Raw genomic sequence first — 25,930 nt, 5'->3', positions numbered from 1 at the left:
CATTTAGGCTTTTTCGCACTTTTTGAGCCTGACAATTAGTAGCCAACAGCGGCCTTTAAACACGGGCTCCCAGTTTGCGGTATTGAGAGGCACAAAGCTGACGGGGTGCGACGTTAGGTCGCGTCTCACATCTGTATTCCAAAAACAACCCGCAGTATTTGGGCATACAAAAAACTCCACCATACTTACAATCAATGTGCTCGGACAATCTTGAGCACTCTTAATAATCTTATAAAAATCCCTGGGAGGGTGAGTTTTGAGTTATAGAATCCACACGCAATCACTACGACACCAGCTAGTCGGCTTTGCACTGGCACCACTATGTCTCGCAGTAGCTAACACAACTATGGCGCAGCAAGATGAAGGCATAATTGAAGAAGTCATGGTGACAGGTAGCTATATACGCTCCACCAGCCAAGACGAGGCGTCTCCAGTAGAGGTCCTTTCCAACGATTACATTGTCAATTCCGGCGCCGTTGATGTCGGCGAGTTGACCAGCAAATTGTCAGTGAGTTCAGGCACGGAAAACAATCCTGACTCGTTCACCTCGGGTGAGACCCAGGGCACCAGCAACGTGAACCTACGTGGATTAGGCCTCACATCTACTCTGGTCCTAGTAAACGGCAAACGCCAAACAATCACCGCTGCAACCGCGAACGACGGCAGCGTGTTTGTTGATACCAGCACCATTCCTATGGCAGCACTGGAGCGCGTCGAAATTCTGAAAGAAGGGGCCACCGCCACCTATGGCTCTGATGCCGTCGCGGGAGTGGTCAACTTTATTCTTCGCAAAGACTTTGAAGGCGTTGAATTCTCTACTGGTTATGAAGAAATTAGTGATGGTGGTGCAGGCAAGTACGACCTCAACCTCCTAGCCGGTTTCGGCAATGATCGCACTCACGTCACGTTGGCTGGCTCATTTATTAGCCAAGACCCGTTGAGCTCCTCAGAGCGCCCCTACACAACAGAAAATGCGGTCTCTACCCTTGGACGAAGTTTTCTGACATTGGCACCCGGCGGCGTCGGCACAGGTGATTATGCCGGTAGCTATGGTTTCCTTGAGACCGTTCCTGACGCAGCTTGTGTTGCGAATGGCGGCGCTCCGGGTACGCCCTTTGTACCCCAAGGGGCATTTGGCCCCGGCACCGGCGGTGGCGGCAAGTGTGGGTTTGCCTATGGACCACGTTTTAACATTGTGAACAAAGAAGAAAAGCAGCAGCTCTACGGCAACCTAACCCATGACTTTTCTGATGCATTATCGCTAACAGCCGAATTGGGTTGGACGCATCACGAGGTAAAAGACAACCCTCAGTCCCCTTCATACCCGGCCCTCACCTTTCCCACGCTTTTACCTGGCACAGCAGGCAGCCCCTTTAGTGTTCCTGTTCGTTGGTACGGAAGACCTTTGGGTGCAGAGGCCCCCTCCCCGCTGGCGCCGAGAGATAGCGATACCCTGCGCGCGTCGCTGCAGCTCGACGGTGAATTTGACAGCGGCTGGAGCTGGATGGGAGCACTCACCTACTCTGAAAATGATCGCGAGGTCTATCAGCCCGATACCATCAGCTCGCGATTAAGCGCAGCGTTGAGCGGTGCGGGTGGCCCAAGCGGCACCGAGTCTTTCAGCCCTTTCGACCCCAGTGCAAACTCACCAGAATTGATCGAATGGCTGAGCTACCAAACCTTTACCAACAAAAAAACCGATCTAACCGTCGCTGACTTTGTTGTGAGCGGTGATCTCTTCGAGATGAGTGCTGGACCCGTCGGCTTTGCCGCAGGTGCTCAGTGGCGTGAGGAGAGTTACTCGGCCAATCGTAATGAGCTATATACACAGTCCATTGATCCTGCAACAGGTGCGACGATTCCTGTTGACTTGATCTTCTTGGGTGGTGGCCTACCCATCGACGAATCGAGAGATTCCTACGCTCTATTTGCGGAAGCCAACTTCCCCCTCACTTCATCATTGGAAGCTAATCTCGCCGTGCGGTACGAGGATCTTAGTTCGGATAGCAGCATTGACCCTAAGCTATCGCTTCGTTGGCAAGCTGCTGACTGGCTGGTACTCCGAGCCTCTGCCTCCTCTGCGTTCCGTGAGCCCTCATTGGTGCAGGTATACAACCAAGAGACCTCACTGCAGGGACTTGTTGACCCTGCCAGTGGCTCAAGCAGCGCGCTGTTTGTACGGGTGAATTCGCAGGGAAGCACGGCTCTGGAGCCTGAAACCTCGACCAACTTCAACATGGGCGCGGTATTCACACCGACTGATAACCTCACCTTCAGACTCGACTACTGGCGCTTTGAATACGAAGACGTCATCACAGTCGAAAACGCCCAAGGTAAGCTGAACGACAACCCCAACGGTGCTGACATTATTCGTGATTCAGCTGGCACCCTATCGGGCGTCAATGTGGCTTACCTCAATGCTCAAGAAGTGACGACCGATGGTATTGATGTGACGGCAGACTGGATGATCCCCTCCAACGCGGGTGAATTCGGACTGCACTTGTCGGCGACACACTTTCTGAGCTACGAGATCCCCTGCACTGCAGCCAACGATCGAGGATGTACAGGCGACAGTGGGGTACAGGACGTTGCGGGTTACTTTAACTACGACAACTTTGCACGGTCTATCCCTGAGACAAAGGTCAACGCTACCGCCGACTGGCGTGTAGGCAATCACAAGATTGCACTGCTGGCCTTTTATACCTCTGAGTATGAAACATCGCGTGTTATTCCCGATGCTTTGGTTGATCGCGGATACTCACAGGACATTGATTCTTGGATGACTCTTGATCTGCAGTATTCCTATAGCTTTAACCTAGGCAATACGGAAGCAATGATCACTTTGGGCGGTAAGAACATTACTGACGAGGACGCACCTCGGCTCTTCGATGCAGCTAACTTCAGCTACGACCCAAAGCACCACGATCCACGTGGGCAAATTTGGTACGGGCGTATCAAGCTTGCTTTGTAGCGTCAGCACGTAACAAAAGGGCCGCGGCGTGAGTCGCGGCTTTTTTTTGCCTTACAGAAAAAGCCGCATAGCGAGGCATAGATATGCCGTTAAAGAGCTCCTATGATAACGAACTAAGCATTAACGCAAGGGCACCAAATACTGCAATGCTGGACCGATCTCTTTACGGTACGCCTAATCGCGCCATTCATAAACGAGTCACCAAAGCGGTGCTGACTCAGGCCCAATTGAACCTAGTAAACCCTCTTCCCTTCACCATAAGAAATGGTGGAGCCGTCTTTGCTCTTTCGTTCGCTGTCCTGAACTGCATTGTGCCTCTGGCAAACAGTGATACTCAAACTCAAGCGTCAGATCTTATCGATATCGTGACCAGTGTCCGTGGCATTGGTGATGGTTCACCTAAGAGCGGCAGCGCCAGTTATTGCAAAGTTGCCGATGGCACCGATGTCATTATCTATGTGGGCGAAGGAACCACAGGCACGACTCAAATGTGGGCGGAGGCACTCATCGACTTTTGGAAAACAGGGCGACGCCATCAAGAAGATACGGCGCCCCTAAACGATACTAGGACCACTTGGGCAGGTGATCCGAGTCTGAATTATGTCACGCTTACCTTGGCCGAATTTGACAGCTGCAGCGCCTCAAGCCTTGCAAACGCCTCCTTATTTCTCATGCCCGGCGGTAACCCCTATGAAATGCAGCGCAACTTAGGACCCAGCGGTAAAGCAAAGCTCACACAGTTTTTGGATCAGGGCCGTAATTATTTAGGTATTTGCGCGGGAGGCTACTATGCAACTGCGGGTTACTACTGGAAAGGAGATGACGGCCTTCCGACTGAAAATTGTGCAGATAAGTTTTGTCGCTATGGGATCGATGGCACGTATTCTTTTGATAACAACACTCAGGGCTTCACTCGTCAGGAATCGAACGGAATTTCTTATCACGCGAATCTACTGGGCTATGGCCCGCTGGCGACTACCTTCCTGGAGGGACCTATAGAAGAAATTGCTGGCCCCTGGCGCTCTGATAGCAGTCCCAATCAACCGTACGACTCTCACCAAATAAGCGCTAGTGGGGGCGAGGCTCAACTTTCTTTGAGAGCCATTTATTGGGGCGGGGCCACTGAAAATTATATTTACACCCAAGCCAAAGATTGGAACATGGCGTCAACCGAATGGGCTCACTATATCCAAGACACCAATAATAACGATGACTTATATTTTCCACAGGAAGGCAGTCTCTGGGCCTCGAAAAGCGTTAAAACCGATACGGGCGGCACCATCTTGCTGACCAGCGCTCACTTTGAGGCTTCGCTATTTTATTCCGAACCACCCTTTCTGAACGGAGGCCTCACTGAATGCCAGCAGTACAATAACTATACCTTCATGATTCACCGCATGGCGGCGATGGTTGGCCGATCAGCCGTTCCAGATTACGATATGGACTGCAGCGTTGCGCGCGACGGGGAGGTGAAGCAGACTCGACTATTGTTCCCAGATGGACTCGCTCACCAAAATGCCCCTCGACCAGCTTCCGACATTTCAGCCCATGGTACAGCCGCGGATCTCCAATAAGTTTTGACGACCTAGGCCCAGTCAAAAAAAGGGCTGACAACATTTCTTAGACTTTTATGACAGGCCATTGATCTGGGCACCGTTGTGGGTAGAGCTCGACGATCACCTTCAAAAGAGACCAAGCTCCACGATTTGGCATGGACAACAGTTGTCACCTCAGTCACAGGCGATGGGTCGATCAAGCAACGCCAGCCCAAAAAAAGGGTTATAGGCCGCAGCGCAAACTGCACTGGCCAGCTGCTCATCCGGCTAGCATGGCCAAGATAGCTGTGGTTCGCTCTCTCCAGAGGTTTATGAAGACACTCAAAGGTCACGTGGTGCTTGCAGCAACACCAAACCCTTTGCATGACTGCTGTCCTCTGAGATGATAGAGGCACAAAAAACATAAATACCGTATTTGGCGCCAAAAGCAGCCCGCACTCCAGCTGATCTGACAACACCCATTGACTGGGCAGCGCATTGGCTGAATTGCGGCACAAGGGGACTCTACCTCAAGAAAATCTACTACAACTAGCAGAACGCTGCACTTAGCTGCAAACCTCACTTACCGCCAAGCAGGGCCCCGTCATGGATTTCAGTCAGCATGCCTAACTCACCTCGAAAGAAATGGTTACTGCTCACCTTGCTCTGCTTTGCCGGTGCAATGGTGTACACCTTCCCTTTTCTAAGATACTCCTACTACGACACCATGAAGGAGGCACTTGGGGTCACTCACACTCAAATGGGGCTCATGCAATCTGTCAATGGTATTGCAGCCACCTTCGGTTACATCCCTGGTGGCTGGCTTGCAGATCGTTATTCGCCCAGAAAACTACTCGCGACTTCGCTCATTGTGACAGGGCTGAGCGGTTTTTATTTCTCGACATTCCCATCTTTCGTTGGCGGTTTATTTCTCTATGGCTTTTGGGGCATCAGTACCCTCATCATTTTTTGGGCGCCCTTTATCAAAGCCACACGAAACTTGGGGCCCGATGAAGAGCAGGGACGGTTATTTGGTTTATTAGAGGGTGGACGTGGGGTCTTTGGCTTTCTCATCAGCATGTTCACGCTCTTCGTTTTTAGGGAGATGGGCGAAGGTCCGGTCGGCTTGATGTGGGTCATCAATATTACTGCCGTCGTAACCATAGCGGCCGGTATCACCGTCTGGATGATGTTTGACGATACTGTTCAGGACGGCGGGTCGGAACCCATCTTAAGAAATTTTAAAGCTGCCCTTAAAACGCCTCAGGTCTGGATTATTGGGCTCATCATTTTTTGCGGTTACGGCTTGTTTGCCAGCCAAAGTTACATCACGCCCTACATGACCGGCGTCATGGGTGCCGTCGTATCCTACGGGGTATTGATGGGCATTCTAAGAACCTATGGCATCCAAGCAATCGGGGCTCCCGTGAGTGGCTTCATTGCTGACAAAATTGGCGGCGCCACGATCGTCATAGGCTCCGCATTTGTAATAGCCGCACTCTGCGTCGTGCTCTTGCTTGCCGTTCCCGCTGAGGCGAAGTATCTAACGACCGTATCGAATGTCATGGTTGTACTCGCGTTTTGTGTTTTTGCACTGAGAGGCAATTTTTACGCGACCTTTGCAGAGTCAAAAATTCCCGTACACACCATGGGGACTGCCGTTGGGGTAGCCTGTTTTTTGGGCTACCTGCCCGAGGGTTTCACCTATCCCATGATTGGTTATTGGCTAGACAAATATCCGGGGCTACCCGGCTACCAAATCACCTTTGTTTACATGCTCGGATTATCAGTCGTGGGCATCGTGGCTGCTGGACTTCTCCGGAGGGTAAATCGCAGCGGCATTAGAAAGGGTCTGCTCAAGCATGGGTAAAGTTTTATCTGATGAGCAGATTCATCAGTACCACGAGCAGGGCTTTGTTTCACCTATCGATGTTATCAGCGAATATGAGGCCGGGCTTTATCTGCAGCGGTTTCAAGAGGCTGAACACAACCATCCGGAAATGGCGCACCCGCACAAACGCAACAACATTCATTTGTCCTACAAATGCCTTGATGAGTTGGCACATCACCCTGTCGTGCTCGACGCGGTAGAGGACATCATCGGGCCGGATTTTGCGCTTTGGGCAACGGTCCTTTTTTGCAAGGAACCCAGCAGCCCGCACTATGTTAGCTGGCATCAAGATGCGACCTACATGGGAATGAGTAGCCCTGCATTCGTAACGCCATGGCTGGCACTGACATCAAGCAATCCCGCTACGGGATGTATGCAGATGATTCCAGGCTCACATCTCAGTGAAATTTTTGATCATGAAGACACCTATGCCGAAGACAACATTCTGACCCGAGGGCAAGTTGTTAAAAATGTCGATGAGACCCATGCTGTGGACCTCATTTTAAAGCCCGGTCAAATGTCGTTGCACCATGGCAAAGTGGTTCACGGCTCCCGACCCAATACGAGCAAGAGCCGACGTATCGGTTTTGCCATGCAGTCTTTTATGCCACCAAACATCAAACAGCTTGTGGGCAAAAATCTCTGGCTCAACATGCGCGGAACCAATGTGCGAGAAAATAGCATTGCACTTCACCGACCGGCACATGACCTAGATCCAGTCGCGGCTTCCGATCGAGCGCTCGCCGATGCCAATTTAGACGATATCCTGTACCTTGGTGCCACTCAGAAGAGAGGGTTTTAAGAACGTGTCAAAACTGTCGCAGCCCGTGCTTGACGCCGGCAAACTGACCCGCTGGCGCCAGACACTTCACCGGTGTCCAGAACTCGGGTTTGAGCTGACCGAGACAGCTCAATATATTGCAGAGCAGCTCCGTGCAATGGGTATTGAAACCCACACTGAGATAGGAAAATCAGGCATTGTCGCCGCACTGAGCAAAGGATCAAGCAACAAGGCCATCGGCCTTCGAGCCGACATGGATGCACTCAAAATCCAAGAGCTCAACACCTTTGATCATCGATCACAAACCGATGGCTGCATGCACGCCTGTGGGCATGACGGCCACAGTGCGATGCTGCTGGGTGCAGCAGAGGCGCTATTAGAAATAGATTTCAACGGCACGGTATATTTCATTTTCCAACCCGACGAGGAGCACGGATTGGGCGCCCAAACGATGATCGATGACGGTTTATTTGACCGTTTCGAAATGGATGCAATCTACGGCATGCACAACATACCCGGACGTCCGGCAGGCCAGCTCGCCATTAAACCGGGGCCCATCATGGCCGGGGAAGACAATTTCAGCCTGACGATCATGGGGCGTGGAGGACATGCATCACAACCGCATCAACTTATTGATCCTGTGATCATAGGCGCTGAAATTATCTCGGCGATGCAAAGCATTGTCTCCAGATCCATTGATCCGGCAGAGCAAGCCGTTATCTCGGTTACGGAAATTGAGGCTGACGGCACGGTCAATGTCGTGCCCAGCAACCTCACTATCAAGGGCGATTGTAGAAGTTTTAAGCTGGAAGTCAGCCAAACAATGGAAGCGCGTTTACAGCAGCTGGCTCGGGGTATTTGCGAAGCTCATGGCGCCGAGCTGCAATTCTCCTACCAACGTGTATTTCGTGCCACCGACAACCACCTACCAGAAACTGAGCACGCCCTAGCCGCTGCTCGAGCCACCAACGCAGCAGACCTCATTGAATACCCTTGCGTTCCTATGACCGCATCGGACGACTTTGCCCACTTTCTATTGGAAAAAAATGGGGCTTATATTTTTATTGGAAACGGCGTTGATAGTGTTGGCGGATGTGCCTTGCACAACCCACACTATGACTTTAATGACGCGATACTAGTCACTGGCGCAAGCTTTTGGATCAACCTCGTCAAACAACAACTTGCAGATTGAAGCAGCGAGTCTTCCGATGCCCTACTCCTTCACCCACCACTTTCACAACACTGAGCAAGACAATCACTCTTGCCAATTAGCCGACGACTTATTTGGTAATGAAGAATGCGCGCAAGCGCTTTCCAGTATCAGTCAATGGCCAAGTTATGAACCAACCCCGTTAGTGAGCTTGACCGATATAGCCGCTGAAGCCCGGGTTCAAAAAGTTTATTACAAAGATGAATCTACACGCTTTGGTTTGGGTTCTTTCAAAGCGTTGGGCGGCTCCTACGCGGTCAGCCGCTTGCAGCAATCAGCTACCACGCAACCCCTCGTCGTTTGTACAGCCACTGACGGCAACCATGGCAGGTCTGTTGCTTGGGGAGCTCAACAACTTGGCGTAGAGTGCCACATTTTTATTCATGCCAATGTCAGCGAGGCCCGGGCTGACGCTATGGCAGCGTTTGGCGCGGTCATTCATCGTGTTGCTGGCAACTACGACGACTCCATTGCCGAATGCATCGACTATGCCGCACGGAACCACTGGCAAATCGTCTCCGATACGTCATGGGAGGGTTATCGAGATCCCCCCAGACTTATCATGGCCGGTTATTCCGTGATGACTCACGAAATTCTCCAACAACTCGATGGCGACAGGCCGACGCACATCATCCTTCAGGCCGGCTGTGGAGGTATGGCTGGAGCTCTTATTGCGTCAATGTGGCAATTTTGGAAAACGCTTTTACCAAAAATAGTGATTGTCGAATCAGATAGATCCGACTGTGTGTATCAAAGCCTAAAACGCGACGAGATCCATCGAGTCAATATTGTCGAAGAAACAATTATGGCCGGCCTGTCCTGCGGCGAGGTTTCCGAACTTGCTTGGCCACTGATTCAGAAAGGCAGCTCCGACGTGCTAACGATTAACGACGAAGGGGTGGCACCGATGCTGCGGTGGCTGGCCAACCCCACTCGACAAGACCGTCCCCCAATAGTTGGCGGTGAATGCTCGGCATCGGGCCTGATTGCTTTGTTAGCAATACGGGGGGACCCAACCCTTGCTAAAAGTATAGGCATCGACAGCGACTCGAAAGTGCTAGTGATTGGAACTGAGGGCAATACAGACCCCGATGTTTATCAAAAGATACTGCAAGGGGAACTATGAAAACCATAGATTACGAGCTTATCGCTGAAGACCATCGTATTCGTTTAGGCATGATCGTGTTGCAATCTGACGTCACGATTGAGGATGAATTTAGAGCCTATTTTAAAGATAGCGATATCAGCCTTTTGGTCAGCCGCATTCCTTTTGAAAACGAGGTGACTGCTGAAACCCTTGGCGCCATGTCCCAACACCTAAAACAATCGACTGCTCTATTCCCCCTGACACAGTCATTTAATGCGGTGGGCTACGCTTGCACCTCAGGCGCGATGCAAATTGGCAGCGACGTCATCAGTCAAGTAGTAAAAAATGAGCGTAACTGTGATTACGTCAGTAATCCGATGCAAGCGGCTTTAGCGGCGTTTGGGCATCTCGGCGCTAAGAACATCGGATATTTGGCCCCCTACTCCACCGATGTCTGTCAGACCATGATCGACCATATAGAAGCAAGCGGATTTAATGTAGCTCACGCACTGAGCTTCGATGAGGCGCATGATCAAGCCGTGGGTCAAATTTCACCCGATGCCATTTACCGTGCTGCTCTGGCGCTGGTAAACAGTGCTAGCCAAGACCTTGATGCAATTTTTATTGCTTGCACCAACATGAAATGCGCCACGGTACTCGATCAAATTTCTGCCGACACGGGTATTCCTGCGCTGTCTAGCAACAAGGCTTTGGCCTGGGATCTCGCTCGGACTTCGGGCATTCCTTTTTCTTTGTAGCCTTGGCTAAGGAGGCAGCATGTCAAACATTCCCCAGCGCGGTTTTAGTAATAGCGAGTTTGAAGCGCGCCTAACCGCGATACAAGCTCTCATGGATAAGCAGGGAACCGGCGCAATTCTGCTCACTACCGAACACGACATTTTTTACTTCACCGGATTTCTAAGCCAATTTTGGCAGAGCCCTACGCGCCCTTGGTATGTCGTTATTCCCCCTAAGGGTCGCCCCATTGCAGTCATACCCGAGATAGGCGCAAATGCAATGAACAATGGCTTCATGAAAGACATCAGAAGCTGGTCTTCCCCCCATGCGACGGACGACGGTGTTGGACTCTTAACCGACACGTTACTTGAAGTCCTCGCCAGCACCACCGCCAAGACCATTGGCATCAATAAGGGCCGTGAGACCCACATACGCATGCCATTGGAAGATTTTGAAAGGCTGACCGATCAGCTGTCTAGTAGCGACTCTCATATTGGATGGGTCGATGCCACAGACAGCATTAGAGCAGTACGAATGATTAAATCGGCTGCCGAGATCGCCAAAATTCGACACGTCGCAGGCTGCGTATCTGATGTGTTTGAGACGCTATTTTCTTTTGCAGAAATTGGCATGCGCGACGTCGACTTGTTTCGATCCTTCAACATCGCCTGCCTTGAGGCAGGCGTCGATACGGTTCAGTACCTCGTCGGTGGCGCCGGGCAACATGGTTATGATGACATTATTTCACCACCCTCAGGTCGGCTCCTCAGCGATGGCGATGTATTGATATTTGATACAGGCTGTACCTTCGACGGTTACTACTGCGACTTCGACCGCAATTACGGGTTTGGTGAGGTCAATGATGGCGCCAAAAGAACGCATCAAGCCGTTTGGCAGGCGACAGAAGCCGGTCTAAAAATGGCACTCCCGGGGAACACATGTGCGCAGGTGTTCGCCGCCATGCATGAGGTACTCCTCAAAGCTGGCGCACTTGGTGAATCGGTTGGACGCTACGGGCATGGTTTAGGCATTCAACTCACTGAGCCCCCCTCTTTCACCGCTTGGGAAAATACTGTTTTGCAAGAGGGCATGGTGATGACACTGGAACCGGGAATGATTTACGCTCCCGGAAAAATGATCGTTCATGAAGAAAACATTGTCATCGGCGGTGACGGCCCTGAACTTCTCTCACGTCGAGCGCCTGCGGAGTTACCGATAAGCCAATGAGCACACAATCACCAACGCACCCATCGAACAAACTGACATTACCAAGTCATGCCCGGGTCGTCATCGTGGGGGGAGGCATTCTGGGATGTTCCGTTGCTTTCCACCTTGCCAAATTGGGCTGGAAAGATATTGTTTTGCTGGAACAAGGGCAGTTGACCTGCGGAACGACCTGGCACGCGGCTGGCCTCGTAGGGCAGCTGCATGGCAGCCATGCAAGCACCGAGTTTGCAAAATACACCGTAGAACTTCTCAATACTATTGAGGCCGAAACGGGACAAAATCCGGGCTACCGTGAGTCGGGCTCCATATCCATCGCCATCAATCAAGAGCGCCTCGCTGAGCTGCGACGAAAGGCAGACTTCGCCTCACTATTCGGAATAGAAGCGCACTATTTATCGACTCAAGAGATTGAGCAGCGCTGGCCACTTATGAATCCAGAGGGTGTTCTTGGCGGCATTTTTATGCCTAGGGACGGCTCTGCCAATCCCATTGATTTAACCATGGCGCTTGCTAAAGGCGCGCGACAGTATGGCGCGCGATTGCTTGAAGGCATTCAAGTCGAGAACGTACTGGTAGAACACAATCGAGCCGTGGGAGTTACGACGAAGCAAGGCACAATAAAAGCGGAAGTGGTGGTCAACTGTGGCGGTATGTGGGCGCGTGAACTGGGCCAGAAAAATAATGTCGGTGTGCCGCTCCATGCCTGTGAGCACTACTATTTAGTGACCGAAGCCATCGAATCTCTTCCGCAGGATTTGCCCGTGCTGAGATCTTACTGCGACGGCACCTACTTCAAAGAGGATGCGGGTAAGCTTTTGTTTGGTTTTGCCCACAACCGAGCCAAGCCCTGGGCGACCGCTGGCATTCCTGCAAATTTTTCCTTCGAGTCACTGCCCTTTGTTGAAGAGGATGTCATGGATATTTTGGAGCAGGCCATGCATCGAGTGCCACTGCTTGAGACTACCGGTATTAGGACGTTCTTTAACGGGCCCGAGAGCTATTCCTATGACGGACGCTTTACCCTTGGTGTCGCGCCCGACCTGCCCAACTACTTTATTCTCGCGGGACTCAACTCAACCGGCATACAGACAGGACCCGGTGCTGGTAGAGCGCTGGCAGAATGGATTGTTAACGGTCATCCCACACTTGACCTCAGCAGCATGGACCCCGCCCGCTGCGAAAAATTTCAGGCGAGAGATCCTTACCTCAGGGCCCGATGTCCCGAAACCCTGGTGCAGACCTATGCAATGCACTGGCCTAACTATCAGCGTCAAACCGCACGCAACATTCGGCGAACACCCTTTCATCATTTATTGCAGCAAAGAGGCGCTTGCTTCACCGAGGCCCAAGGCTGGGAGCGCCCAGGATGGTTTGCCCCCGAGGGCATTAAGCCCGAGTACCAATACAGTTTTGGTCGCCAAAATTGGTTTGAGTATGCAATCGCCGAACAACAGGCTGCCCGGGAAAGAGTGGCCATTGTTGACTACTCCATGCTGGGTAAAATTATGGTTGAGGGGCGAGACGCTGAGGCTTTTTTAGACCGAATTTGCACGAATGCAATGACGATGCCTGTGCACAGGGTTGCCTATACGTTATTGCTTAACGCGCGTGGCGGCATCGAAAGCGACGTCACGGTTGCGCGCCATGCCAAGCACAGCTACATGATGATGAGCCCTATCGCACGCACACGCAGAGACTTTGAGTATCTCAACCGACTTGTGTGGCCCAAAGAGGACGTCAGGTTGCGAGACGCCACGACCAGTTATGGCGTCATTGGATTGATGGGACCACAAAGTAGAGCCTTGCTTGCCTCGGTTACAGAGATAGACGTATCCAACGAGGCTTTTCCCTTCAACACCCTGCGTAAATGCCATATTGGGCACGCTGAAGTCATTGCACAGCGTTTGTCTTATTCGGGCGAATTGGGGTGGGAAATTTTTGTGACGCCAGACGTCGCAGAGCATGTTTTAGAAGAGCTACTGACAGCAGGAAACGCCTTTGGCTTGCAATTGCTAGGGGCCGAAGCACTTAATGCACTTAGGCTGGAAAAAGGGTTCCTGCACTGGGGCCACGACATGGCTTATACCGAAGCTCCTCATCAAGTGGGCCTAGAATTTACCTGTAAAACTAAGAGTGATAGGAACTTTATCGGGAGAGACGCCTACCTAAGGCGTAAGGCTGAGGGCGACGGGCCTTATCTCTGCTCCATTAAACTTCAGGATTCAGTGTCGCTGATGCACCATAACGAGCCAGTTCTTCGGGACGGAGATGTCGTTGGTTACGTGACCTCAGGCGCCTATTCTGCACACTTCCAATGTTCAGTGGGTCTTGGGTTTATTGAGCCTCCCAAGGGTGCATGCAACAAAGCCGCACTTACACCCGGGAATTACAGTGTCATGATCGAAGGTCAGGCCATTCCCGCTGAAGTAAGTACACAGCCTTTTTATGACGTGAACAACGAGCGCATGCTGTCATAAACCGGCGACACCTTCTTTATGCCACGTCGTGTTCGCAGGCTCACAACGCTGACTACCCGAGCGACGTTTCACCTTAGGCCAAATTGACCAACAGGCAGCCCATAGCGGGTGAAACGCCACCCTGGCAATTATCAGTGCTCTAAAAACTCAATCCTGGCGACCGCCATGAGCCATGACATCTAAGATGGCCTGCACACATTGTTCGGGCTGATCCTGCTGCAAGAAATGGCCCGCAGGACTAATGGTTCGGTGCTCTAGCCCCTGGCATCCGGGAACGCGCTCCTTAAAGGCTTTGTCCCCGCCTTGAGTGACCGGGTCATTGTCGGCAAAAGCCAGCAGAAAAGGCTTGTCGAATTGCTCGAGTATTTTCCACGCCGCCTTGTTCTCCTGCACCTCCGGTTCATCGTGAAACAACGGCACTAAGGAGGGAAACTGGCGAGCTCCCGCCGCATAAGAAAGATCTGGAAACGGGGCATCGTAGGCATCAACTTCTCTCTGACTCAAGCCTGCACTCATTAAGTCGTTCATTAATGATTTGCCGGGCTGCGCTATGGCTGGGTTCTCTGCCGCGAATTTGCGCCAGTAGAGAAATCCGGGAATGCCCGTAGTGTCCCGAAATCTATCACCAAGCTCGTGTGCATCAGGCACTGGCAGCGTTTCGTAGGCCTCCTGCAAGGGCTTGGCAAATGCCTCTGGAATAATGCCAGCGGGCAGCCCGCCGTTGGCTAGCACAACGTGACTAAAGCGTTCAGAAAATGCGGCCACAAGCCTTAGACCGATTAAACTGCCCCAGTCCTGAAAAAAGACGGTTATGTCGTCTAGTCCAAGCTGCGTAAGCCAGTCACTCATCCAGGCCACATGATTAGCGTAGGTATAATCAGCTCTCTCGGTAGGTTTATCTGAACGCCCAAATCCCACGAGGTCCGGGGCAACAACCCTAAATCCTTTGGCAACCAGTAAGGGAATCATCGATCTGTAGAGGTAGCACCATGCCGGCTGGCCGTGCATCAGCAAAACAACCCTGCCATCACATGGGCCGGTGTCCACATAGTGAATTCTCAGCTGCCCTCCTTCACCATCGGCCACTGACAGGTAATTGGGCTCGTAGGGGAAGTTTTCCAAATTCTCAAACCGGCTATCTGGCGTTCGTAAAAACTCCATGGAGCACCTCATTTATTGACATATAGTGTGCCATTATATAAGGGTCGCTGCGAGAAGCAACGCCTATTGATACTGTTGGTTGGTTAACACCCCTCAACAGCTCTGACCGGGAATGTCACGCCGGCAGGCGATTTATTCCCCTAAAACTGTACTGCCGGATGTCGCTCTAGTAACGGCCAAAGGCCGAACACAGGCAAAAAAAAGGCGACCGATTGGCCGCCTCATTAGTTCAGCTAATCGCTTAGAACTCCCAGGCTGCTTGCACACCCCAAACCTCACCGCGAGCTTGATAACGGCCGTGAGAACCCGACGCGAGGGGGATGTCAAAGGCACCAGTAGCGAATCTCTCATCGCCAATGTTGCGTCCGTAAAACATTAACATCCAGCTATCTCCACGAAGACCGGTACGAATGTTGACCGTTTCAAATCCCGCCTGAACGTCAATAGGATCAAGATCACCCGTCATGAAATAGTCGTCAGTAAAGTTAACGTCCAACTGCGTAAACCAGGCCATGGCACCAATAGGTTGAACAAACTCTGCGCCGAAGGATCCTGAGTACTCTGCACTGCCAAGGTCAGCGCCACTTAGGTCTTGAGAGGCTCCCGAGGGCGCTCCATTACCCAAGAATTTCTGCTCACAAGTCCTGCCATCAACCGTGACCGACGTCACTGGGGCACTGGAGTCGGTAATGCCTAAGCCGCGCAAAGCATCTTGCTGCAAAGCGGTACAACCGGCACCCGGGAAGGAGCCGTATTCACCGTCGATATAACCGAAGGCTAGGTTCAGGCGCAGCTTGTCAGTAGCCTGCCAAGCAGCATCGACCTCAAAGCCTGAGATTTCGGTACTCGCCGCGTTGGCGACCACGAAGCCTAAGCCCACGAAAGTTGATACTTGCTGATCATCATACTCACTGTTGAAGTAGTTCCAGTTCACACGCAAGGAACCGTCTAGGAACGTATGCTTACCGCCAAACTCAACAGACCAGGCAGTCTCATCGTCGTATTCGAAACCCACGCCCGGTTGGTCACGGAGAATGGTTCCATCGGGCAAGAAGATGGGGTTTTGGTCGTCAACCGAGTTGAAGCCGCCGCTTTTGAAACCTTCGGCATAGCTCACATAAAGCAGGTGATCGTCAGCGGGACGCCAATTAATAGAACCCGCCGGCATCAACTGATCGGTGTCTCGCTCCTCATTAAATTCATGCGCATAAGAATCAAAAGATGCACCCATTAGCCCGTGTAAGAGCGGATTAACTGACGGGGGCACAGGGTTCGTTATTCCAGTAGAACCCGTTGTAATGTCGGTACGAGCAGAGACCTTTTTGGTTTCCTCGGTGTAACGTAAGCCTGCTGTAATGCTTAGGGTCTCAGTTAAATCAAAAGTACCCTGCAGGAACACCGCCCAGGACTCTGTGTCTTGAACCCAACGCGACAATCGCGCCACATCAGTGTACATGGAAAGGCCCTCAACACCCGGCGGAAGCGAACCAGGTGGAAGCCCAAGACTGGCTTCAATACCCGCTAACTGCGCACCGCTATACGCCAAGAAAGTCGGGATACCACAGGCACCGAGAAGCTGGGGCACCGGGCAAGTGATTAAGCGCATCACGTCGGGCTGGCCTAAGGAGCCGCGGACATCGACCAAGCGATCAATTTCCTGCTTTGAATCAATATAGTTAGCACCCGCCACCCAGCTAAAGCGTTTGGAAGGATCGGATGACAATCGAATTTCCTGGCTGAATTGCTCATATTCGGAGTCGTCGCTTCGACCAATAAATTCAACGGGCAAAAAGTCGGCGTCAATGCCATCTTCGTATTCGTAGCTTGACACACCAGTCACCGCCGCGAAGGTCATGCCGTTGTCAAATTCGTGCTCAAAGTTCACCGAAAATTCATGGTTCTGGGTATCAGTTCCCTCTAGTCGCTCAGCGCCATCACTGCCCGACAGCGCCGCACCACCGATTGAATAGCCATCGCGATAAGTATCATTTGACGAGGCTTGAAACGTTGGAAAGGCGAGCCCCATGGTGGCATACATTGCCGCGTTAGAAGCAGGCGCATTGGGCAACGGTTGGAACGTTGTGACCGTGGCCGTGCCGCCCTGACGAACGAAGTCACTGTAGGTATAACGAAGCGCTAGGGTCGTTTGATCGGAGGGTTCCCATTGGGCGCCGATACGGGCAATCGTTTCATCCGTGCTGGGCATGTCGTTACCCCACGCATTCGGCGATGTGTTGTCGAGGTAGCCATCGATCTCGCGGTCCATAATAGCCAAGCGCATGGCGAAGTTATCAGAGAGGCTGCCGCTGACATAACCCTCAAAGTACTTACCATTGTCACTCTCAAAACTCGCAGCCACTCTGCCGGACAGGCCTTCGCCCACCTTGGGTGCAGCCGTGCGTACGTTGATTGCGCCCGCTAGTGTGTTCTTACCAAACAAGGTTCCCTGGGGCCCTCTTAGGACCTCAACCTGTTCTAGATCAAATAAGCCAAGTCGCGCCTGTCGGCTCTTACCATAGTGCACGCCGTCGACAAACATGCCGACCGACTGCTCAAAAGACTGTTGAGCACCTACTGAAATGCCCCGCATAGTAATGATGGTGTTAACCGCGTTTTCGGTGACTGAGAAGTTGGGGACGTAAGCACCCAAGTCGCCCAGACCTCTAATCGAGGCATCCTGAATTTGCTCGCCGCTGATCGCGGTCACCGATATCGGGACATCCTGCAGGCTTTCAGTCCGCTTTTGGGCAGTTACCAATACTTCTTCAAGCTCGGCAGCCCAGGTACCAATAGAGGTGGCAGCAACGGCTGCGCTCAAGGCTAATTTCGACACGACTTGCTTCATTGAGGAACTCCTAGGTATTAATTTTTTATTAGTTGGTAGTTCTTTTCCGAGTAAACCACACCGCGCAGCAAAATTGTAGGTGCAAATAGCCGCATTAACTGAGTGCCTTGCTAGCACCAAAAATCAGCCATCCGACCCATCTATTACTGCCTGAAAGACAACGTACAAGCCGCCCTTTCTTACCTAATGGTTTCGATCATGTTATGGCATTTAATATGCGATTTTATTCGGCTTGGTGTCAACTGCGAGGCAAATCACATAACAACGGCGATTTACTCTGAGCATTATCAGGCTCTTTAAGTATCGAACTCGCCCTCAACCCGCATCATCTGCGGTAATTGTCTCTCGTAGCGCCGCAATCACTGTTTGTGCCGCCGGTGACAGGGTCACACCACGGCGTGTGATGATGCCAATCACGCGAGTCACAGTAGGGTTTTTTATAGGGATGAAGCGCAGCGTTGAGGCACCATCCTGAAATGCCAACCTGGGTAATGTCGTATAAGCAGTGCCGGTCTCTAACATAGCGACAATAGAAATCATCTCAGAAATGTAAATCCGGCTTTCGGTCAGCAACTCCTTGGCCGGTGTCGCCTCGAGTAAACGGGAGGTACCGTTTCTTATCATCGTTTGGCCAATCAGATCATGCCAACGCAAACTATTGGCATCTGCCAAAGGGTGGGTCTGATGACAAACAGCACCAACGGCATCTTCCAGAATAGGCTCAAATTCAAGGCCTTCAGCATCGGCCCAAAGCGAGCTGACGCCAAACTCCACCTCTCCTGTGCGCACCATGTCGGCGACGACATCAGCAGGGCCATCGTGAAGGCCCACCTCCAACCCCGGGTACTTGCGCAAAAAATGATTGAGAACATAGGGCATATACCGCCTAGCGATTGATGGGGCCGTGACCACTTCAACGCGTCCACTGCGTCGATTGACCACATCATCGAGATCTTTGACGATGCGATCGTGCACCCCCAGTAGCTCCCGGAATCGAGGTATACACACCTCACCAAAAGGCGTGAGTCGACCCGTGCCCTGCTTTTCTAGTATTGCAGCCCCTAAGCTGTCCTCTAGCTCTCGAATCCCCAATGACAGTGCAGGTTGCGTGCGATGCAGGTGCTTAGCCGCAGCTTTGAATCCGCCCTCATCCAAAACGGCTAGAACGTATCGCAGCTGCTGCAGCTTCAACCCTTTGTTCATGGGCAACTCCGGCAGAATATAAGTATTATTTATATTTTTATTGGTTTAATTAATTTTCTTTATTTAACACAAGCCGCTAGCCTGTGGCAATCGCCATTGTTCCTAACCACAGTTCGGGAGTTCATCATGTCAGAGCAGCACGCCCTTTATATTGACGGTAACTGGGTGAACACCCCTGAAGCCATTGCCAACCAAAACCCTTCCGACACCGACGATGTCATTGGGCACTACGCGCAAGCCAGTACCGACCAAGTTAAGGAAGCCATTGACGCCGCCAACAGTGCCGTAGCGCAATGGGGACAGTCTCCGCTGGAAACCCGATACCAAGTACTTATGGCGATTGGTGACGAACTAATAGAGCGTAGTGCAGAGCTGGGGGAGTTATTGGCTCGAGAAGAAGGTAAAACCCGAGCCGAAGGTGTCGGTGAAGTTTATCGCTCGGGCCAATTTTTTCACTATTACGCCGCAGAGGTTCACCGTCAAATCGATGATCGCGCTGAATCTGTTCGACCCGGCATTGAAATAGAAACTCGCCGAGAACCGGTTGGTGTGGTGGTGGTTATCAGCCCATGGAATTTTCCAATGGCAACCGCTGTGTGGAAAATTGCGCCCGCGCTTGCTTTTGGTAACTCGGTGATTCTCAAGCCCGCCAATCTCGTTCCCGCCAGCGCCTGGGCACTGACTGAGATTATTGCCCGGCAGGCCGCCCTTCCCTCAGGCGCTTTTAATCTGGTCATGGGTAGCGGCAGTCAGGTCGGCAACACACTGATTAATAGCGACCAAATTCACGCGGTGAGCTTCACTGGGTCACTCCCCGTTGGACGCCAAGTAGCCAGCGCGACAGCCGCAAACTTGGTGAAATGCCAACTGGAAATGGGCTCTAAAAATGCATTGATCGTTGCCGCTGACGCCAATTTAGACGTCGCCGTCAATGCGGCTTTCGTCGGCGCTTACAGCGGCACAGGGCAAAAGTGCACCGCTTCATCGCGGTTAATTGTTGACGCCAGCGTTTATGACGAGTTCGTTGCGAGGCTAGGAGAGAAGCTCTCGGCTACCCGTGTCGGACATGCCCTTGAAGATGGCGTGGACATGGGCCCTATCGCATCAGAAGAGCAGTTGGAAGCGAATCTCGCTTGGATCCAGCGTGGGATAGCAGAAGGCGCCCGACTCACCCAAGGGGGCGAGAGACTGAGCCTCGACAAACCGGGCTATTACATGTCGCCAGCGCTTTTTGTAGACACCGACAATGCCATGGCTATTAACCGCGAAGAATTATTCGCCCCCATAGCAAGTGTCATTAAAGCAAACGATTACGAGCACGCCCTCGAGATTCTCAACGATACCGAGTTTGGTCTTACTGCAGGCATCATTACCCAATCCCTCGCGCTGGCTATGGACTTCAAGAAACGCGCCGTCAGCGGTTGTGTCATGGTCAATTTACCCACCGCAGGAACCGATTATCATGTGCCCTTTGGGGGCCGGAAAAACTCAAGTTTCGGCCCTCGAGAGCAAGGGCAATATGCGCGAGAGTTCTACACGACGGTTAAGACAACTTATATTCAAGCTTAATAAGCGGGAGCGACACATGAATCCAGCCTGGACCGTGGTCGATGGATTACAGTACTCAGCGTGGTCACGCGAAGTTTTTGAGCAAATGCATGCCGGTGGCCTTAACGCCGTGCACGTTACCATCGCTTACCACGAGACCACTCGAGATACCTTGACGCAGCTAGGCGAGTGGAATGCTCGCTTTGAGGCGTTCCCCGACTTAATCCGACCCGTCTTTGAGCCAGAGGATATCCTCCTAGCAAAAAAAGAAGGGAAGATTGGTATCATTTTTGGCGCCCAAAATTGCTCGCCGATTGAAGACGAAATTCGACTTGTTGAAATTATGCGGCGCATGGGCCTCATGATCATGCAGCTGACCTACAACAATCAAAGCCTACTCGGCTGTGGCTGTTACGAAGCTGAGGACAGCGGGCTAACCCGATACGGCAAACAAGTTGTACGCGAGATGAATCGAGTGGGCATGGTCATCGACATGTCTCACAGCGCTGAGCGCTCAACCCTAGAGGCGATAGAACACTCTCAGCAGCCTGTGATTATCTCCCACGCCAACCCCAGTCATTTTCACCCCGCTCTGCGTAATAAAAGCAACACCGTGATTGATGCCATTGCCGATAATCAAGGCTTGCTGGGGTTTTCTCTGTACCCTTTTCATTTGAAAAATGGCCCGCAATGCTCCCTCGAAGATTTTTGTGACATGGTCGCCTGGACCGCAGACCGCATGGGTATCGATCGCATCGGTCTGGGCTCCGACCTTTGCCAAAACCAACCACAAAGTGTGCTCGAGTGGATGCGAAACGGACGCTGGTCTAAGGCCATGGATTATGGCGAGGGCTCATCGGCCAATGCGGGTTGGCCTGATGCATTGACTTGGTTTAGAGACAGTCGCGACTTTCCGGGCATTGCAGCCGCACTTCAGGCAAAGGGTTTCAGTGATGAGGAGACGGGAAAGATCATGGGTGGTAATTGGGTAGATCTATTGACCCGCGTCGCCAAACCTCAAGACATCAAGCCTCTTTCTGTAGAGAATGCTGCGTGATCGACGCGGTCTTACAAGCCGCCCGTGTTGCGCCTGCGCTGCGACCACAGGGCTTAGTGATGGACCTCGAAAGGCTAGGCACCCTCGTCCCAAGCCGGCTAAGTTTTGCGCGCAGCCTCATACGTCAGATGGCGCGACAGCGCTGGCAAATCACTCAAGAATATTTTGCCTTGGACGAGGGTGGCTACGGTGAAGTCATCTATCGAGTGCAAACACCCCATGGTCGATACCATGTGGTTATTTTCTCGCAACATATCACCGACGAACAACGCACCGATCGCGTCATCGCCAACGCATGGGACGTTACTTTTGGCCTAGTTGAGGGCGATGTAGAAGATTCATTGTTCACCGCACTGGCTGAAAACGTGCCACTCCAGGAGGCAGGACGACAACACCCGCGTTTGCTGGTTATTTCTCGGGCCAACAAGAGCCTGCGCAATTTTGAAGTGTTTGTGCAGTCACTGGCCTCAGGGGAACAGCCGCCAGTCGAAGCCATTCGCGAAGTGGGCTACCTCTACCGCACGACAGCAGTCTACGGTAATGGTAAGTTCGGAATTGCCGATTACGGACGCCTGCAAGGCAACCCAGACTTTCGATATCCCTTCTCAGCCCAAATGACTGCGGTCTATGTGTTGCGACAATTTTCCATCGATCAAGCAGAGCACTTAGCACGAGTAGCAGCTCCCGAGACCGCGGTGCCCCTAGCTAATGAATTGCGGCGCTACCTAGGCATTGGAAATTCTACTGGGTTAGGCATGGCCCCCTTTCTTATTCGCCATCCGCAATTGATCAATCAATGGATTCATGCCCGAGAACAGGCATTGGCAACAGCCAAAGCGCAGATACCCTCGGAACTAAGTCGGGAACGGTTACTCTCGCTGTGTCTGAGAGCTCAACGCTACCTCGATGAAACCTCAGTCGAAAATACTACGCAGGCAGAGCGCAATGCCACCGTTGTAGCCGAGTTGACGGATATCATTCCTTGGCTGGAACAGATCGCCCTTCATGAGACGTTATGGCAGCAACTTACTGACTGGTCAGAGGCCGCTCAGACCATCGACACTCAAGAGCTTTTGAATACACTTCTGATCGAGCTCTACCCCGAGTCAGTCGACATGCTCGAGGATGCCATGGCCGTTGAAGAAAAGCTTGAGCTAATCCCCGATATGCCTCTCGTTCAGCTGAAGCAGGTTATCGAGACCCAGTTCGACTGGGCTCTGTCCGAGGATTTCGAAGCCCCGGAAGCGAAGCATTGGTTTTGGTATCAGTCAGTAGAAAAAGAGGAGCCAAGACTGGGCGTTCGTGGTGTTGATCCCGGGGAAAGCAAAGAGCTACCACTGGCCATTGCACCCCGCGTGCAACGCAGCTACGCAGCGCTTGCTGAGTTTCTACAGGCCAACCCTAAGGCCCTCACGATTGACTTTCTTCTCGCCCAGCCAAAGCACATGGAAAGTATTCGTCGCATTCAAACCATGGCCACCACCGCCTACGGCGAGATTCAGGGTAATTTGTGGCACCGCGACATGAAGCCCATGCACTTATTACGCGCCAAACTGTCATTTTTGGGCGCCAATCGCTTTGACCCTCGGGGGGACCGCTGGGTACGCGTTACCTTTTTCCAAGGTGCCCCACTCATTGATGAACTTAATGGAGAGCCAACCGACCTGTTTGCTTTCGATGATTGGAGCTACGCCTTAGCGCCAACTGATTCAACAACTGGCGAGGGTTTTGACGCGGTGGAAAATCATGAAAGTTTCGTTTAACGAACTCCAGGGTCTCTCTCGCAAAGCCTTTATTGGTATTGGCTTTGCCGAGGGCCATGCTGATGACGCCGCCGATATGGTGACGTGGATGGAAAGCTACGATCTGCATGGTCTCGAAGCACTGAACTTGGGGCTCGAGCATTTGATCGGGGAAGATCCCGACACTCACCCCGAAATTCTTTATCAAGATAGTGATTTAGCCGTTGTCGACGGCCACAACCTCAGTGTCTTGCGGGCCTGTAATTTGGCACTGGAGCTGGCCTTCGCCAAAGCGCGATCTCGAGGCCTCTCAGTAATCAAAATAAGGCGTTGTCGACAACGTCAATTGATCATGGGCTACCTGGCGCGATTGTCGGCCCGGGGCATGAACGTGACGGCCTTTTGGCGCAATGCTCAAGTCCCGCTCACAGAGCAAGTGGTGGGCTTTAGAGCTAATTCGACCGTGCCGTCGATTCGAGTTTACGCGGTTGAAGAAGTTCCAGAGGAAAACGAACCCAACGACGGCGTCACGCTATTTATGGCCAACCACGTCGACTTGCTTCCCACCATGCGCTCTGACTTCAAGTATGACTTGCTCGCCAAACACGATGAGTCTGAGTTGCTTGCAGTGAGAGAGCGCGCAATGACGTCGGGTATCGAGGTATCAAGAGAGCTCTGGCTAAGACTCAAAGAGCTCGCACAATATGCTTTGGTGGAATCCTTCGACGCCTCGCGTCTGGGAGCGGGGCCGGCTGAGTGATGCACCCTGTATGATGATGAACTTCAGTACGGTGTCGATTGGCGGCACCGCCAACTCAAAGTGTCGATTCGCGGTCATAAAGCCGAATCTACTGCAACTGAAGGGACCCTACTTTGCCAACTGAGCATTTACCGAGCACCACTGCGCCCAGGCGCGTCACGGCGCTGTCCGCCTTATTCGTGTGTGCTTTCTTAGCGCTTTTTTTCATTGATTCAGCCCTTTTTTCACGTTGGATTGATCAATCCTTTAATTGGAGCGCACAGTACTTTGGCCTATTTTGGCAGTTACTAATGATCGCCAATTTTGCAGTTGCCATTTTTCTGGCAACCCGCCCCTATGCCCGATTCAAATTGGGCGCTACCGATACACCCGAGTTCCCAGCGTTCCAATGGGTCGCCATGGTGTTGTGCACCTTACTCGCAGGAGGCGGAGTGTTTTGGGCGGCCGCAGAACCCGTCGCGCACTTTGTTACCGTCCCTCCAGTCTTTACCGATATCGCACCGGGAACCCAAGAAGCCGTGCCACTGGCGCTGGCCCAATCGTTTCTACACTGGGGATTTCTTGCTTGGTCAATTCTGGGGAGTCTGACCGCCTTGGTGTTGATGCGCTTGCACTACGATATGGGACTGCCTCTGGCGCCCAGAACACTGTTATATCCGCTGCTTGGCGAGAAAGGTGTCCGAGGACCTATCGGTGATATTGCTGATATCGTGTCGATACTCGCAGTATTTGCCGGCACTGTGGGGCCGATTGGTTTTTTAGGTCTGCAAATCAGTTACGGACTGAGCTCGCTTTACAACACCCCCGACAGCACCACAATTCAACTGCTCACCATTGCCGGCCTGATGGTCGTCTATCTCACATCGGCAGTCAGCGGTATGCATCGTGGTATTCAAATCTTAAGCCGACTTAACATTGTCCTTGGCGTCGCCCTGCTGCTTTTTTTACTTTTGGCCGGGCCTACGGCTTTTATTTTTCAGGCATTTTTCGAAGGGTTATTGAGCCATCTAAGGTGGCTACCTGAGCAAGCGCTTTATCGCGGTGAGGCTGGCTGGTTTAGCGACCCCGGTTGGCTGTCGTACTGGACGATTTTCTTCTGGGGATGGTTTATTGGCTACGGTCCCATGATGGCCATTTTCATTGCACGTATTAGCCGTGGTCGCAGCGCAAGGGAAATCATTATTTTAATGTCCGTAATTGCACCCGTATTAACCATGGCATGGTTCTCGATTCTCGGGGGCACGGGGCTGGGGCTTGAGATAGCCAATACCGGCACGATCACCGAACCTTTTGAGGGCTTTAACCTGCCCGCCGTGCTGCTAGCTATCACTCAATCCATGCCATTTAACACCGTCGTATCTTTTCTATTTCTGATTCTAACCGCGCTCTTTGTCGCTACTACGGGGGACTCGATGACCTACAGCTTATCGGTGGTCTCGGCTGGGCACGACAATCCTCCTCGCTCATTGCGGCTGTTTTGGGGTCTAGCTTTGGGCGTGACGGCGATGATTCTGGTAGGCGGCCCCGACGGTGGCGTCGGTAAACTTCAGAACTTTATTGTAGTGACCGCCGTGCCAGTGTCCCTACTACTGCTCCCCTCCCTTTGGGGTGCCTTGCCCTTATTAAAGCGAGATCAATGACAGTTCCAATGCCGATGCCGCGCCTCATTGAAGGTTGCCATGAGACACCTCAAAACG

Annotated in this window: 17 protein-coding genes; 14 read left to right on the top strand and 3 right to left on the bottom strand. The window is 52.2% G+C overall.

Features of this window, described 5'->3' with window-relative positions:
• Nucleotides 1-256: 256 nt before the first annotated feature.
• The 9 genes from ACMAZB_RS05595 to ACMAZB_RS05555 all read left to right on the top strand — a co-directional run bounded on the left by ACMAZB_RS05595 (nt 257) and on the right by ACMAZB_RS05555 (nt 13,917).
• Nucleotides 257-2,971: a TonB-dependent receptor plug domain-containing protein gene (locus ACMAZB_RS05595; protein ID WP_435219751.1), complete on the top strand. Its 2,715-nt coding sequence runs from the start codon at nt 257-259 to the stop codon at nt 2,969-2,971.
• Between the two features lie 83 nt (nt 2,972-3,054).
• Complete coding sequence (locus tag ACMAZB_RS05590; protein WP_435219750.1) at nt 3,055-4,545, top strand: BPL-N domain-containing protein; 1,491 nt, start codon at nt 3,055-3,057, stop codon at nt 4,543-4,545.
• Nucleotides 4,546-5,128: 583 nt separating this feature from the next.
• On the top strand, nt 5,129-6,376 hold the full coding sequence (locus ACMAZB_RS05585) for an MFS transporter (RefSeq protein ID WP_435219749.1): 1,248 nt from the start codon (nt 5,129-5,131) through the stop codon (nt 6,374-6,376).
• On the top strand, nt 6,369-7,199 hold the full coding sequence (locus ACMAZB_RS05580) for a phytanoyl-CoA dioxygenase family protein (RefSeq protein WP_435219748.1): 831 nt from the start codon (nt 6,369-6,371) through the stop codon (nt 7,197-7,199). The genes ACMAZB_RS05585 and ACMAZB_RS05580 overlap by 8 nt, the downstream gene beginning before the upstream one ends.
• Nucleotides 7,200-7,203: 4 nt before the next feature.
• Nucleotides 7,204-8,370, top strand: a complete 1,167-nt coding sequence (locus ACMAZB_RS05575; RefSeq protein WP_435219747.1) for a M20 aminoacylase family protein — start codon at nt 7,204-7,206, stop codon at nt 8,368-8,370.
• Between the two features lie 16 nt (nt 8,371-8,386).
• On the top strand, nt 8,387-9,514 hold the full coding sequence (locus ACMAZB_RS05570) for a diaminopropionate ammonia-lyase (RefSeq protein ID WP_435215154.1): 1,128 nt from the start codon (nt 8,387-8,389) through the stop codon (nt 9,512-9,514).
• On the top strand, nt 9,511-10,233 hold the full coding sequence (locus ACMAZB_RS05565) for a maleate cis-trans isomerase family protein (protein ID WP_435219746.1): 723 nt from the start codon (nt 9,511-9,513) through the stop codon (nt 10,231-10,233). The genes ACMAZB_RS05570 and ACMAZB_RS05565 overlap by 4 nt, the downstream gene beginning before the upstream one ends.
• A 19-nt stretch (nt 10,234-10,252) precedes the next feature.
• On the top strand, nt 10,253-11,440 hold the full coding sequence (locus tag ACMAZB_RS05560; protein WP_435219745.1) for a M24 family metallopeptidase: 1,188 nt from the start codon (nt 10,253-10,255) through the stop codon (nt 11,438-11,440).
• Entirely contained in the window at nt 11,437-13,917 is a 2,481-nt protein-coding gene (locus tag ACMAZB_RS05555; RefSeq protein WP_435219744.1) for a GcvT family protein, read from the top strand. The genes ACMAZB_RS05560 and ACMAZB_RS05555 overlap by 4 nt, the downstream gene beginning before the upstream one ends.
• A gap of 147 nt (nt 13,918-14,064) precedes the next feature.
• Here the strand turns inward: ACMAZB_RS05555 and ACMAZB_RS05550 are convergent, their stop codons facing one another.
• From ACMAZB_RS05550 to ACMAZB_RS05540, 3 genes are all read right to left on the bottom strand, one after another.
• Complete coding sequence (locus tag ACMAZB_RS05550) at nt 14,065-15,078, bottom strand: haloalkane dehalogenase (protein WP_435219743.1); 1,014 nt, start codon at nt 15,076-15,078, stop codon at nt 14,065-14,067.
• 241 nt (nt 15,079-15,319) lie between these two features.
• Nucleotides 15,320-17,923, bottom strand: a complete 2,604-nt coding sequence (locus ACMAZB_RS05545; protein WP_435219742.1) for a TonB-dependent receptor — start codon at nt 17,921-17,923, stop codon at nt 15,320-15,322.
• 315 nt (nt 17,924-18,238) lie between these two features.
• Complete coding sequence (locus ACMAZB_RS05540) at nt 18,239-19,126, bottom strand: LysR family transcriptional regulator (protein ID WP_435219741.1); 888 nt, start codon at nt 19,124-19,126, stop codon at nt 18,239-18,241.
• Between the two features lie 126 nt (nt 19,127-19,252).
• Here ACMAZB_RS05540 and ACMAZB_RS05535 point away from each other — a divergent pair, with 126 nt between their 5' ends.
• From ACMAZB_RS05535 to ACMAZB_RS05515, 5 genes are all read left to right on the top strand, one after another.
• On the top strand, nt 19,253-20,695 hold the full coding sequence (locus tag ACMAZB_RS05535; RefSeq protein WP_435219740.1) for an aldehyde dehydrogenase family protein: 1,443 nt from the start codon (nt 19,253-19,255) through the stop codon (nt 20,693-20,695).
• Nucleotides 20,696-20,711: 16 nt separating this feature from the next.
• Complete coding sequence (locus ACMAZB_RS05530) at nt 20,712-21,731, top strand: membrane dipeptidase (protein WP_435215140.1); 1,020 nt, start codon at nt 20,712-20,714, stop codon at nt 21,729-21,731.
• A complete protein-coding gene (locus tag ACMAZB_RS05525) occupies nt 21,728-23,494 on the top strand; it encodes a hypothetical protein (RefSeq protein ID WP_435219739.1) in 1,767 nt (588 codons plus the stop codon). Before ACMAZB_RS05530 ends, ACMAZB_RS05525 begins: the two co-directional genes overlap by 4 nt.
• The gene (locus ACMAZB_RS05520; RefSeq protein WP_435215136.1) at nt 23,478-24,233 is read left to right on the top strand and encodes an Ldh family oxidoreductase; all 756 of its coding nucleotides are present in this window, start codon (nt 23,478-23,480) and stop codon (nt 24,231-24,233) included. Before ACMAZB_RS05525 ends, ACMAZB_RS05520 begins: the two co-directional genes overlap by 17 nt.
• A 113-nt stretch (nt 24,234-24,346) precedes the next feature.
• Complete coding sequence (locus tag ACMAZB_RS05515; protein ID WP_435219738.1) at nt 24,347-25,873, top strand: BCCT family transporter; 1,527 nt, start codon at nt 24,347-24,349, stop codon at nt 25,871-25,873.
• Nucleotides 25,874-25,930 lie beyond the last annotated feature (57 nt).

The sequence above is a fragment of the Luminiphilus sp. nBUS_07 genome, from assembly GCF_051201685.1.
GTDB lineage: Bacteria > Pseudomonadota > Gammaproteobacteria > Pseudomonadales > Halieaceae > Luminiphilus.
This window is presented reverse-complemented; position numbering and strand designations above follow the sequence as displayed.

Excerpts from the sequence above, each read along its gene's own strand:
- ACMAZB_RS05590 (WP_435219750.1), top strand. The coding sequence starts at position 3,055 with ATGCCGTTAAAGAGCTCCTATGATAACGAACTAAGCATTAACGCAAGG.
- ACMAZB_RS05585 (WP_435219749.1), top strand. The coding sequence starts at position 5,129 with ATGCCTAACTCACCTCGAAAGAAATGGTTACTGCTCACCTTGCTCTGC.
- ACMAZB_RS05580 (WP_435219748.1), top strand. The coding sequence starts at position 6,369 with ATGGGTAAAGTTTTATCTGATGAGCAGATTCATCAGTACCACGAGCAG.
- ACMAZB_RS05570 (WP_435215154.1), top strand. The coding sequence starts at position 8,387 with ATGCCCTACTCCTTCACCCACCACTTTCACAACACTGAGCAAGACAAT.
- ACMAZB_RS05565 (WP_435219746.1), top strand. The coding sequence starts at position 9,511 with ATGAAAACCATAGATTACGAGCTTATCGCTGAAGACCATCGTATTCGT.
- ACMAZB_RS05560 (WP_435219745.1), top strand. The coding sequence starts at position 10,253 with ATGTCAAACATTCCCCAGCGCGGTTTTAGTAATAGCGAGTTTGAAGCG.
- ACMAZB_RS05555 (WP_435219744.1), top strand. The coding sequence starts at position 11,437 with ATGAGCACACAATCACCAACGCACCCATCGAACAAACTGACATTACCA.
- ACMAZB_RS05550 (WP_435219743.1), bottom strand. The coding sequence starts at position 15,078 with ATGGAGTTTTTACGAACGCCAGATAGCCGGTTTGAGAATTTGGAAAAC.
- ACMAZB_RS05545 (WP_435219742.1), bottom strand. The coding sequence starts at position 17,923 with ATGAAGCAAGTCGTGTCGAAATTAGCCTTGAGCGCAGCCGTTGCTGCC.
- ACMAZB_RS05540 (WP_435219741.1), bottom strand. The coding sequence starts at position 19,126 with ATGAACAAAGGGTTGAAGCTGCAGCAGCTGCGATACGTTCTAGCCGTT.
- ACMAZB_RS05535 (WP_435219740.1), top strand. The coding sequence starts at position 19,253 with ATGTCAGAGCAGCACGCCCTTTATATTGACGGTAACTGGGTGAACACC.
- ACMAZB_RS05530 (WP_435215140.1), top strand. The coding sequence starts at position 20,712 with ATGAATCCAGCCTGGACCGTGGTCGATGGATTACAGTACTCAGCGTGG.
- ACMAZB_RS05520 (WP_435215136.1), top strand. The coding sequence starts at position 23,478 with ATGAAAGTTTCGTTTAACGAACTCCAGGGTCTCTCTCGCAAAGCCTTT.